The 13,426-nt window shown below is 49.7% G+C and carries 1 protein-coding gene; it reads left to right on the plus strand.

The genetic code is table 11. The annotated features are described in order from the left end of the window. Window positions 1–13,422, plus strand: a complete 13,422-nt coding sequence (locus AXI59_RS16810; RefSeq protein WP_061528775.1) for a type I polyketide synthase — start codon at window positions 1–3, stop codon at window positions 13,420–13,422. Window positions 13,423–13,426 lie beyond the last annotated feature (4 nt).

Raw genomic sequence — 13,426 nt, forward strand, 5'->3', positions numbered from 1 at the left:
GTGAAGAACTTCAATAAGCAAATCACTTTATCGCTAAAAAATCCGTTTATTTTTCACCATGCCGTTTACGGACAAAAAGTACTTCCGGGATTGGCTTATATAGATATGATTTATCAGATTTTCAAAGAGCGGGGTTATTCTTACGCTGAGCTTCAATTGCGCCATTTGTCAATCTATCAGCCGCTTATTGCGAAAGAGGACACTGCCATTAAGCTTACGATCGACTGTACAGAGGTGAAAGAGGGGCGCTGGAAAATCGCCGCAAAAGGAAAGGAGCTCAGCGGGGGCCGATTGTCATCGGAAGAAAACATATACGTAAAAGCTGAAATGCATTTGGTATCACCGGCGGTATTTCATGACACGCTGGATCTCAGCCAAATCAAACATGGTGCCGAACGCACTGTCAATTTGGATGAACTGTACGAGCAGTGCAGAAGCCAGGAATTGGTTCACAGCGGATATATGAAAGCAGAGGGAAATGTGTTTGAGGGGGCAGACGGGGTAACCCTTGATTTGTCACTCGGAAAAGACGCGATAGATCAAGCACAGGGTTTTCTGTTCCATCCGACCCTCATTGACGGAAGCGGTGTAGGCGCCAATAAACTGATTTCGTCTCTGTTAAATGGGGAAAAGAGGCTGTTTCTGCCTCTTTTCTACGAATCTTTTACAGCTTCCGACCCTTTGCAGGCCGGGTGCATCACGAGAATCAAACGCTCGTCGCTTCGGCAGGAAAAAGAGCTTATTTACATCACGCTGGAGTTTTTCAACGTGTCCGGTCAAAAAGTAGCTGAGCTGAAAGATTTCACAAGCAAGCTCGTGCGGGGTGCCGAGCTGATTAATACAAACCGTAAGCCTGAGGCGAAACCTTCGCCTCCCGCTGACGGCTTACCGGAAGTCTCCGCATCTCTTGAAGGAGAGAATCCGTATGAGGAAGCAGAACAATATGTCAGCAAACTTATGGCGGAAAAAATGGAAAAGACGATTGAACAGATTGATACGCAGGCCGGCTACTATGAGATGGGTTTGACCTCTTCGGGATTGCTTGACGTCGTTGAAACCATAAGTGAAAAAATCGGAGAAACCCTCTCTCCGACCTTGCTGTTTGAATACACGACGGTAGCAGAATTAGCTGCCTTTCTTACGAAGGAATACGGGAAACATTTCACCGCGTCACCTGTATTGCCGGAGAAAAAAAGCGAGCCGGCGGTGATGAAACCTGAAATCGGGCAAAGCAGCGTTCTGAAAGATGAGGACATTGCGATTATCGGCATGGCGGGCCGCTATCCGAAGGCCGAGAATATTCATGAATTTTGGGAAAACCTCAAAGAAGGAAAGAACTGTGTCAGTGAAATCCCGAAATCCCGCTGGGACTGGCGCCGTTTTGAAAATGTAGAGTCGCCTTCCGGGAAGAAAATATCAAAATGGGGCGGATTTATTGATGATCCGGATTGCTTTGATCCTCAGTTTTTCCGAATTACGCCCCGGGAAGCCGAAACTATGGACCCGCAGGAGCGGCTGTTCCTTCAAACGTGCTGGGAAACGATTGAGGATGCCGGCTATACGCCGAAAACGCTAGCTGAGCCGCGCGGGCGGAATAAGCGGCAGCGCGTCGGTGTTTTTGCCGGGGTGATGCACAAAGATTATACATTGGTCGGAGCTGAGGCTTCATCTGAAGACCATGTGTTTCCGCTTTCTCTTAATTATGCGCAAATTGCAAACAGAGTTTCATATTTTTGTAATTTCCACGGGCCGAGCATGGCGGTTGATACGGTCTGCTCTTCCTCGCTGACGGCAGTACATCTGGCGCTTGAAAGCATTCGCCGCGGAGAATGTGAAACGGCAATAGCCGGCGGGGTCAATCTGTCGCTGCATCCGAATAAATATTTGACTTACGGCTTGTGGGACATGTTTTCAACCGACGGCCTTTGCCATACGTTCGGGAAAGACGGCGACGGCTACGTTCCGGCAGAAGGACTCGGGGCTGTTTTATTAAAGCCGTTAAAGCAGGCGGTAAAAGACGGCGACCGGATTTATGCTGTTGTAAAAGGCAGTGCCGTTAACCACGTAGGTGCGGTGAGCGGAATTTCTGTTCCGAGTCCTGTCGCCCAGGCCGATTTAATTGAGACGTGTCTGGACAAAGCGGGAATCGACCCGCGCACGGTCAGCTATATCGAAGCGCACGGAACGGGCACTTCTTTAGGTGATCCGATTGAAATTCAAGGACTTGTGAAGGCGTTCCGCCAATATACACAGGACAAGCAGTTCTGTTCCATCGGGTCAGTGAAATCCAATATGGGGCATGCGGAATCAGCGGCGGGAATCAGCGGTTTAAGCAAGGTTGTCCTGCAGCTTCACCATAAAACACTGGTGCCGTCTTTACATTCAGAGGAGCTGAATCCGTACCTAGACTTCAAACAATCGCCATTTTACGTCCAGCATCAAACAGAGGCGTGGCAGCAGCCCGTCGTGACAGAAAACGGGAAAGAGACTGTGTACCCGCGGCGTGCGGGGATCAGCTCGTTCGGGGCGACGGGATCAAATGTGCATATCATTTTGGAGGAATTCGTTCCGAATGAATCAGAGCAGAAAAAAACAGAACCGTCAGAAAATGAGACATTTATCATTCCGCTTTCTGCCCGAAATGAGGAACGGCTTCAGGCGTACGCGGCAAAGCTGTCTGAATTTCTCCAGCCCGGCCTGCCGCTGAGAGATGCGGCATATACACTTCAGATCGGCCGTGAGCAAATGGAGGAGCGGGTTGTTTTCATCGCTGAGGATATGACGCAGCTGATAGAGCAGCTGAAAGCTTTTCTTCTAGGCGAAGAGACCAGCCGCTGCTGGAGGGGCAGGGCGGATAAAGACAAACGGAAAGAGCTCGCTCCCGGCTCGATACATCATTTGCTTTCTGACGGCGGGCTGGAGCTGATCGCTGAAAGATGGGCCGGCGGCGGCACACTGGATTGGAATCTCTTATACGGAGAAAACAAGCCAAACCGTATAAGCCTGCCGACTTATCCGTTTGAAAAAACACGTTATTGGGTGCCTCAGGCGGAGAAGAAAGAAAAAACGCAGGAACTAACTGCGGCCATTCTGCATCCTTTGCTGCATCAAAATGTATCAAACATGTCAGGTGTACGCTTCCGGTCATCCTTTAGCGGCGCTGAATTTTTCCTGAAGGATCATATCGTAAAAAACGAGCGCACACTACCGGGCGCGGCCTATCTGGAAATGGTGCGCACAGCCGTTGAACAAGCGGCAGAAACACGGGAAGAAGGCATCATCCGCCTGAAACATATCGTGTGGATTCGCCCGTTTACGGCAGCGGAAGAAAGCGCCGAATTGTATCTTCGCTTATATCATGAAGAAAATGGCGAAATGTCATATGAGATATACAAAGAGCCGGATCACTCAGAACAGGAGCCTGTCCTCTATGCACAAGGGAGCGCCGCTTTTGTTCAAGAGGAGGAACCGGGCGGAATCGAGATTGAGAAACTCAAAGAATCACGCCGTTTGATCACGCCGGCAGAATGTTACGAGGCTTACAAGCAGATGGGAATTGAATACGGTGACGCTCATAAAGCGGTCACTGAAATGTATGCGGGAGAAAACGAAGTGCTGGCAAAGCTGTCACTCCCATTCGCAGCTGCGCACACAAAAGATCAATTTATCCTGCATCCGAGCCTGCTTGATGCGGCATTCCACGCCACAATCGGTTTGAAGCTTGAAAAAGGCGGGATTGACAGAAATCCAATGCTGCCGTTTGCCCTCGAACAGATTGATATCTTCAGAGGCTGTGAAAGCGATATGTGGGTTTCAATTACATACAGCGGCGAAAGTAAGCCGGGAGATGCCGTGCAAAAGCTCGATATTGATTTGTGCGACGATCACGGAAATGTATGTGTGAAAATGACCGGCTATTCTGCAAGAACGATAGAAACGGAAAAGACAGAGACGCTGTTATTTGAGCATGTATGGGAAGAAAAAACCGCTTCACAAGTGAAGGCGCCGATCCATTACAAAGCGCACCATGTCATGATTTCTGATAGATTTACAGAACAAATTAACAATATAAAAGCAGACTTCAGCTGTACGGTGCTCCATGATGATCAAAAGAGCGCAGACGAACGGTTTGAAGCCTGTGCGCTTCAGGCTTTTGAAGCAGTGCAGCAAATTCTCTCTTCAAAATCCGGGGGGCGGGAGCTGATTCAAATTGTCGTGCCGGCTGAAGCTGATACGCAGCTCCTGAGCGGTTTGACGGGGCTTTTGAAAACGGCGGCGCTCGAAAACCCGAACCTGACCTGCCAGCTCATCGAACAGGAGCCCGGCATCAAGGCCGGCGTGCTGGCTGAACACTTGACAGAAAGCAGCTTCTGTCCGGATGACAAGCATATCCGCTATCAAAACGGCAAGCGTTTTACAGCTGAGTGGAAGGAGACCGGTCTGGAACGGTTCGGCACCGAAAAGCCTTGGAAGGACAAAGGCGTTTATCTGATTACAGGCGGCGCGGGAGGTCTCGGCTTTTTATTCGCGCGTGAAATCGCGCAGAACACGAAAGAGGCCGTTCTTATTCTGACAGGGCGCTCTTCGCTTGATGATCAAAAGAAAGCGCAGCTTCAAGAGCTGTCCGCGCTTGGTGCTCACGCAGTCTACAAACAAACGGATATTACCGAAAAACAAGAGATTCAATCGCTGGCAGAGGATATCCAAAAGCAATACGGCGGCTTACACGGTATCATTCATAGCGCCGGAATGATAAAAGACAATTACATTTTGAAAAAACAACAAGGCGAAATCCGGGATGTGCTGGCTCCGAAAGTCGCCGGCCTGGTTCATCTCGATGAAGCGACGAAGCATATTCCGCTGGACTTCTTGATTCTTTTCTCTTCAGGTGCGGGAAGTGCGGGGAGTGCAGGCCAAGCGGATTACGCGATGGCGAATGCGTTTATGAATGCGTTCAGTGAAAAACGAAACCGGCAGCTGGCGGCGAACGAGCGGTACGGCCGCACCCTTTCTGTCTGCTGGCCGCTTTGGAAAGACGGCGGCATGAAGGTAGATGCGGAAACAGAAGCGATGCTGACGAAAGAAAGCGGCATGGTTCCTATGAAAACCGAAAACGGTTTTCAAGCCTTATACCGCGCATGGGCGGCAAAGAAAGCCCAAGTCATGGTAACGGAAGGATTCTCAGCGAAAATCCGCGCATTTCTGCGAAAAACAGCAAGTGATCAAAAAGCTGTGAAATCAACGAATCTTTCAGCGGGCAAAGAAGAAATGATTAAAGAAAAAGCGGAGCATTATTTGAAAAACGTGCTTTCCGAGGTGATAAAGCTTCCGGTGAGCAGAATTGACGCCAAAGCGCCTATGGAAGATTACGGAATCGATTCTATTATGATTATGCATTTGACGGGCCGTCTGGAAAAGAGCTTCGGTTCATTATCGAAAACATTGTTTTTTGAATACCAAAATATTGAATCGTTAACACAATATTTTATCGAAGCACACCGTGACACCTTACTGGATATTTTAGGGGTGGAAACAGAAGAACCCGTTTCAGCGGAGCCGGCTGCACCTGCGAAAACGGAGGTCAGACCAGCTTCCTTCCAGGCCAAAGGCAAAAAGGGTTTCGCCCGCCCGCGCACAGAGGCGTCCGAAAAGCAGCCGCAGCCGGAGCGCGAAGATATCGCGATCATCGGTGTGTCAGGACGTTATCCGCAAGCCGAAAACCTTCAGGAGTTTTGGAAGAACTTGAAGGAAGGCAGAGACTGCATTACAGAAATCCCACGCGAGCGCTGGGACCACAGCCTTTATTATGATGCTGATAAAGACAAAGAAGGCAAGACCTACGGAAAATGGGGAGGATTTCTGAAAGACGTGGACAAATTTGATCCGCAATTCTTTCATATTTCACCCCGAGAGGCAAAAATGATGGACCCGCAGGAGCGGTTATTTTTGCAATGCGTTTATGAAACGATGGAGGATGCCGGCTATACGCGGGAAAATCTGAATAAAAAAGCCGGCGATCCGCTGGGAGCAAATGTCGGCGTTTATGTCGGCGTCATGTATGAGGAATACCAGCTGTACGGGGCCGAGGAGCAAGCGCGGGGAAAATCGCTTGCCCTGACCGGAAATCCGTCGTCAATCGCAAACCGGGCCTCCTATGTTTTCGGTTTTAACGGACCTAGCATGGCATTAGATACAATGTGTTCCTCTTCATTGACAGCCATTCATCTGGCATGCCAAAGCATAAGGAACGGGGAATGCGAGGCCGCGTTTGCCGGGGGCGTCAATGTATCCATTCACCCGAATAAATACTTGATGCTCGGCCAAAACAGATTTTTATCAAGTAAAGGAAGATGTGAAAGTTTCGGGGAAGGGGGAGACGGATATGTGCCTGGTGAAGGCGTGGGCGCTGTTCTCCTTAAACCGCTGTCTAAAGCAAAAGCAGACGGTGACCATATTTACGGCCTGATTAAAGGAACGGCCGTAAATCACGACGGAAAAACAAATGGATATTCCGTCCCTAATCCGAACGCCCAGGCTGCCGTGATAAAACGGGCGCTCCGAGATGCAGGAGCCGATCCGAGGGCAGTCAGCTATATCGAAGCGCACGGCACCGGAACATCACTCGGTGATCCGATTGAAATCACGGGACTTACGAAAGTCTTTTCAGAAAAGACACAAGATAAACAGTTTTGCGCAATCGGCTCGGCTAAATCAAATATCGGACACTGTGAGAGCGCCGCGGGCATCGCCGGCTTGACAAAGGTGCTGCTGCAGATGAAATATAAACAGCTCGCGCCTTCGCTGCATTCCAAAACGCTTAATCCGAATATTGATTTTCTCAATACACCGTTTAAAGTGCAGCAAACGCTTGAAGAATGGAAGAGACCGGTCATAAAAGAAAACGGAGAAAGCGCGGAATATCCGAGAATAGCGGGATTCTCTTCTTTCGGAGCGGGCGGCGTCAACGCCCATATTGTCATTGAAGAGTATGAAGAAGAAAAAGATACTGCGTTCGGAGCGCAGCATCCGGTCATGATTGTCCTTTCTGCAAAAAATGAAGAAAGACTTCAGCAGCGGGCAAACCGGCTTCTTGATGCGATTCGAAGCGGACGTTATCAAGAATCAGATTTGAGCCGGATCGCTTATACGCTGCAAATCGGGCGTGAAGCGATGGAAGATCGTCTCGGGCTGATTGTCCGCAATTTACGGGAGCTTGAAGAAAAGCTTAGTGAATTTACGAGCGGCAAGGATTCAATTGACCAGCTGTACCGCGGGCAGGTCAAACAAAATAAAGACACGATGGCGCTGTTTGCGGCTGATGAAGATATGGAAAGAACCATTGAAGCCTGGCTTGCTAAAGGCAAAGCAGCGAAAGTATTAGAGCTTTGGGTCAAGGGTCTTCCGCTTAATTGGAACAGGCTATATCAAACCGGTAAACCGCGGAAAATCAGTCTCCCGGCTTATCCGTTTGCTAAAGACCGCTATTGGATTGACAAATCGGCGGACATGCCTTCCGAGAGACAAATCGAAAAACGGCCGGAGCCGATCCCGCCGGCAGCTGTTGTAAAACCGGCCATTGAAGCGCTGCCTGTGAATGAGACAGTCAGTCGGAAACCGACACATATCGCATTGCAGCCTTTAAGCAGAGCGGAACCGCAAAGAGCAGCACAGCCTGTTAACCATTCGCCGGTTTCAGCAGAAGCCTTAAGCGAAGAATTAACAGCAAGTTTGGCAGATGTCTTGTATATGGATCTTCATGACATTGACCAAGACGACACGTTTATTGACATCGGCATGGATTCAATTACCGGACTGGAATGGATAAAGGCGGTTAATAAAACATACGGCACATCCATTACTGTCACGAAAGTATATGATTATCCGACAATCCGGCAATTTGCAGCTTTCTTAAAAGATGAGCTCGGCGCGGAAACAGCGGTTGGTCATGCTGAGGCTGTACCGGAGGAAATCCCGGCGCAGGAAAAGCCGGCAAACATTTCGTTACAGCCTTTGACTGAGCCGCAAGCGGTACAGGTGCAACCAGAGGCTGACATCCGAGAGGCGATGTCTGAAACAGCGGCATCCGCTGAGACGGCTGAACCGATTGAAGTGCTGTATGACGAGTTATCGAAAGCGCTGGCTGATGTTCTGTACATGGAGCCTCATGAAGCAGACATTGATGAAGCATTCATTGATTTAGGCATGGACTCCATTACCGGGCTGGAATGGGTCAAGGCCGTCAATAAACGGTACGGCACAGACTGTAACGTAACCAAAGTGTATGATTATCCGACAATTCGCCAGTTTGCCGATTTTCTGCGTTCAGAGCTGGCAGGCAGCGGCAGAAAAAAGCAGGCACCTCCGGAACACCCGCCCGAACTGAAAAAGGAAGCGGCGCCTCCGGAGAAAAAGCCGGTGCAGCCGATCCAAATAATGGTTCAAAAGGAACGTGACACGGCACCTGTTAACATGGCGCCGAAAGAGGAGAGGCAGGATGCGATCGCTATTGTCGGCATGTCGGGCAAGTATCCTGACGCGCCGGATCTAAGCAAGTATTGGGACAATTTAGTTCAGGCGAAAAACTCAATTCGCGAGATTCCGCTTTCCCGGTGGGATGTGAACAAATATTACGATCCGGCGTTGAACAAGAAAGGTAAAGTGTACTGCAAATCGATCGGCGTGCTGGATGATATTGAGGAGTTTGATCCGCTGTTCTTTAATATTTCTCCATCAGAAGCCGAACTGATGGATCCTCAGCACCGGATATTTTTACAGGAGGGCTATAAAGCCTTTGAGGATGCGGGTTATAACGCAAGGACATTAAACGGGAAAAAATGCGGCGTATATGTGGGGATTATGAACAATGAATACGGCATGATGCTTAACAAACATCAGTCAGGGGGAAGCGCCACGGGCAACAGCTTCAGCATCGCCGCAGCCCGCCTGCCGTATTATCTCAATTTGAAAGGGCCCGCCATTCCGATAGATACGGCTTGCTCATCTTCACTTGTCGGCACTCATTTGGCGCGCCAGGCGCTGTTAAACCATGAAATCGATATGGCGCTCGTCGGCGGTGTCACCTTGTATTTAACGCCTGAATCATACATCAGCATGTGTGAAGCCGGCATGCTGTCTCCGGACGGCCAATGCAAAGCATTTGATAACAGCGCGAATGGGTTTGTGCCCGGTGAAGGTGCGGGTGCGCTCGTTCTGAAACGGCTGAAAGACGCAGAAGCCGACCAAGACCATATATACGGCGTCATTATCGGCTCAGGTATTAACCAAGACGGTAAAACGAACGGCATTACTGCGCCAAGTGCAAAAAGCCAAATGGATTTAGAGCGTGAAGTTTATGAAGCGCACAACATCCATCCTGAAAGCATCAGCTATGCTGAAATGCACGGCACCGGAACGAAGCAGGGTGATCCGATTGAATTAGAAGCTCTGTCTTCGATATTCAAAGAGAAAACGGATCGCAAACAATTCTGCGCCATCGGTTCTGTAAAATCTAATATCGGACACACATCAGCAGCGGCAGGCGTGGCAAGCGTACAAAAAGTGCTGATGTCCATGAAGCATCAGACGCTTGTGCCTACGCTTCACTTCAATACGCCGAATGAACATTTTGCATTTGATGAGTCGCCTTTATATGTCAATACAGAACTGAAACATTGGGAATCCGGTGATACACCGCGGCGGGCCTGTGTCAGCTCTTTCGGCTACAGCGGCACAAACGCCCATCTCGTTATTGAGGAGTATCAGCCGAAGCGGCGAGGCAACAGGCAGCCGGATGAAACAAACATATTTGTTCTCTCAGCGAAAAAGGAGCCGCAGTTAAAGGCTTACGCCGAGTCTATGAAAGACTTCGCAAAAGCGAGCGGAGAGCTGAATCTTTCTGATATGGCGTATACTCTTCAAACCGGAAGGGACGCGATGGATTACCGCCTTGCGGTTACAGCTGATTCGAAAGAAGAGCTGATCAGGCGTTTGACGGATTTCATCGACGGCAAAACGAGCGAGGGTGTTTATTCTGCCCACGTAAAATCCGCTAAAAGCGACATTAAACGATTTGAAACGGATGGTGATTTGAAGCAGCTGCTTGAATCATGGTTTCACAAGAAAAAATGGTCCAATATCGCCGAATTATGGGCAAAAGGGCTTCAGGTTGATTGGGACAGACTCTATAGCGGCGGAAAGCCCCGGCGAATCAGTTTGCCGGCTTACCCGTTTGCTAAGGAGCCGTATTGGCTGCCTCAGCCGAAAGCTGGATTACAAGAAGACGGAAACATGCGGGAGACACGGCTGTTACAAAAGCATTGGACACCGTGCCAGATCCAATCAATCAAAAGCAAAAACGGCCAAACCGTCATTTTATTAGCTGATCAAAAGACAATGGAGCTTGCTGAAGAAACCGCTAAGCATTTTGCTGAATCAGCCATTCTTGATATCGAATCAGCTGATGATGCACATGCCGAATGGGATCAGATAGAGGGCGCCGTGGATCTGACCGGATGCGGGGGCGAAGCAGAGCACTTACAAGGGATCAGTTGGCTTCAGAAACTGATTGAGAACAGCCGCCGTCAGGGACGTTCAGTAACGCTTTTAAGCGTTACGAAAGGCTTGGAGCGTTTTCAGCAGGAGAAGGTCCAGCTGTCGGGAGCAGCGAAAAGCGGGCTGTACCGAATGCTGCAAAGTGAATACAAAAACCTGACATCAAGGCACATGGATGCAGATCCTTTTACGGAGCAAGAGGTGCTGGCCAAGCAAATTGCGGATGAATTTTTTGCCGGCAGCACTGAGCCGGAAGTCTGCTATCGAAACGGGCAAAGATACCGGGCATGCTTTCGAGAAATACCGATGGATGAGAAAGCTGAGTTAAAGCCCGCTCCGTTTCCGAAAGACCGCGTGCTTCTGATTACAGGAGGGACGAGAGGACTGGGGCTCTTATGCGCCCGCCATTTTACAGAAAAGCACGGCGTGAAAAAAGTAGTGCTGACAGGACGGGAGCTGCTTCCTCCGCGTGAGGAGCGGGCATCCTTCAAAACGGCAAACACGCCGCTCGCAGAGAAGATACAGGCGATTGAAGAGCTTGAAGCGAAAGGCGTACAAGTAACGGTGCTGAATATGACACTGTCTGACCGCGATGCCGTACAAGCCGGTATCGAAACCATCCGGCGCACGATGGGGCCGATTGGCGGCGTCATTCACTGTGCGGGATTGGTAAATACAACAAATCCCGCGTTTATCAGGAAGACGGCCGAAGATATACAAGAGGTGCTGGAACCGAAAATCGCCGGTGTTCAAACATTAAGCAGCCTGCTCACAAACGAACCTTTGCAATTTTTTGTCTTATTTTCATCGGTATCGGCCGTCATTCCGGCACTTGCCTCCGGCCAATCGGATTATGCAATGGCAAATGCGTACATGGACTATTTCGCGGCGGCTCATCAAGATCAATACCCGATGGTCAGCATTCAGTGGCCGAATTGGAAAGAAACCGGATTGGGGGAAGTCCGTACAGAAAGCTTAAAGCAAACCGGACTGTTAGGTTTGACAAATGCGGAAGGGCTTAAGCTTTTAGACCGCATCTTATCGGAAAACATCACTCCCGCGGTTCTTCCGGCAGTCATTCATGCAGACGGATGGAACCCTGATAGGCTGTTAGATCAGGAGAACATACGAGAAGCAAAAGACAGCGTGTATAACGGAACGGTGAAACAAACTGCAGGCTCAAGTCTTCTCACAGATACAAAAGCTTGGCTTGTGAAACTGTTTTCCGATGAGCTGAAAATCGCTCCGGATGAACTGGAAACTGATGAACCGTTCCAGGATTACGGAGTGGATTCCATTATATTAGCCCAGCTTTTACAGCAAATGAATCAGGCGCTTAAAGAGGATTTAGATCCATCCGTTTTATATGAGCATCCGACGATTGACGCGTTTGCAGCATGGCTTGTCTCCAATCAGCAGCCAGTGTTTACAGAACGGCAAGAGACTGAAACAACAAAACAGCAGCCAGCCGTCCAAGCGGTGAACGATGCCCTTGAGCGTAAGACGCGAGCAGAAGACATCGCTGTCGTTGGTCTAAGCTGCCGTTTTCCGGGAGCGGAATCTCTTGAACAATATTGGAACCTGCTGTCTGGAGGCCGATCTGCGATAAGCGCAGTGCCTGCTGAACGTTTTGGGTATCCAAATGAGTTTGTTGCGGGAATGATTGACGGCATGGATCGCTTTGATTCCGAATTCTTTTTCATACCGGAGAACGATGCGAAGGCGATGGACCCCCAAGCATTGGCGGTATTAGAAGAGAGCTTAAGGCTTTGGTGCCACGCCGGCTATACCCGTGAAGAAATAAAGGGCATGCAGGCCGGTGTGTATATCGGCGGACGCAGCCAGCATCATCCTGATCAAGAAAGTCTTGCTAAGACCCGCAATCCGATCGTCGCGGGCGGACAAAACTATTTAGCCGCAAATGTGTCTCAATTTTTTGATCTGCGCGGACCGAGCATCGTGCTGGATACGGCTTGTTCATCGGCGCTGGTCGGTATGAACATGGCCGTTCAGGCACTAAGAAACGGTGATATCGAAGCAGCCGTAGTGGGCGGCGTCAGCCTGCTACATACAGATGCGGCGCACCGGATGTTCCAGGAGCGCGGGCTATTAAGCAAGAACCCGTCATTCCATGTGTTTGACAAACGGGCAGGCGGCGTGGTCTTGGGAGAAGGCGTCGGCATGGTGCTGTTAAAGACGGTAAGCCAAGCGCAAAAAGACGGTGATTCCATATACGCTGTCATTAAGGCCGCTGCTATTAATAATGACGGCCGGACGGCAGGGCCGTCTGCACCTAATTTGCAGGCGCAAAAAGACGTGATGCAAACCGCGCTTGAAAAAAGCGGTAAAAAACCGGAAGACATCACCTACATTGAAGCAAACGGATCAGGATCAGCGGTGACAGATTTACTTGAGCTGAAGGCGATCCAGTCCGTATACCGCTCTGACAATCACGTGCCGTTAGGAATAGGCTCCATTAAGCCGAACATCGGGCATCCGCTGTGCGCAGAAGGCATCGCCAGTTTTATAAAAGCCGTTTTAATGCTGAAGCATAAAGAAACGGTTCCGTTTTTGTCAGGAGACGAACCGATGCCGTATTTTAATATAAAAGAAACCGATTTTTATTTTCATAAAAAAGCCGGCACATGGGATGCAAAAAGACCGGCCGCAGCCATTAACTGTTTTGCCGACGGCGGGACAAACGCCCACGTCATAGTGGAAGCATGGCAGGAGGAAGATCACGCCATAGAGAAAAGACAGCCGCTGCCCGTACCGCCATTAAGACGGAAGGCAGTATCAGAAAACACGGCTCACCCATTAAAAGAGACAGAGCTTCCTGCGAAAAAAATGTTTTGGAAAACATTCAATTGAGAGA

The organism is Bacillus nakamurai, assembly GCF_001584325.1.
In the GTDB taxonomy this organism is placed as follows: Bacteria; Bacillota; Bacilli; order Bacillales; family Bacillaceae; genus Bacillus; species Bacillus nakamurai.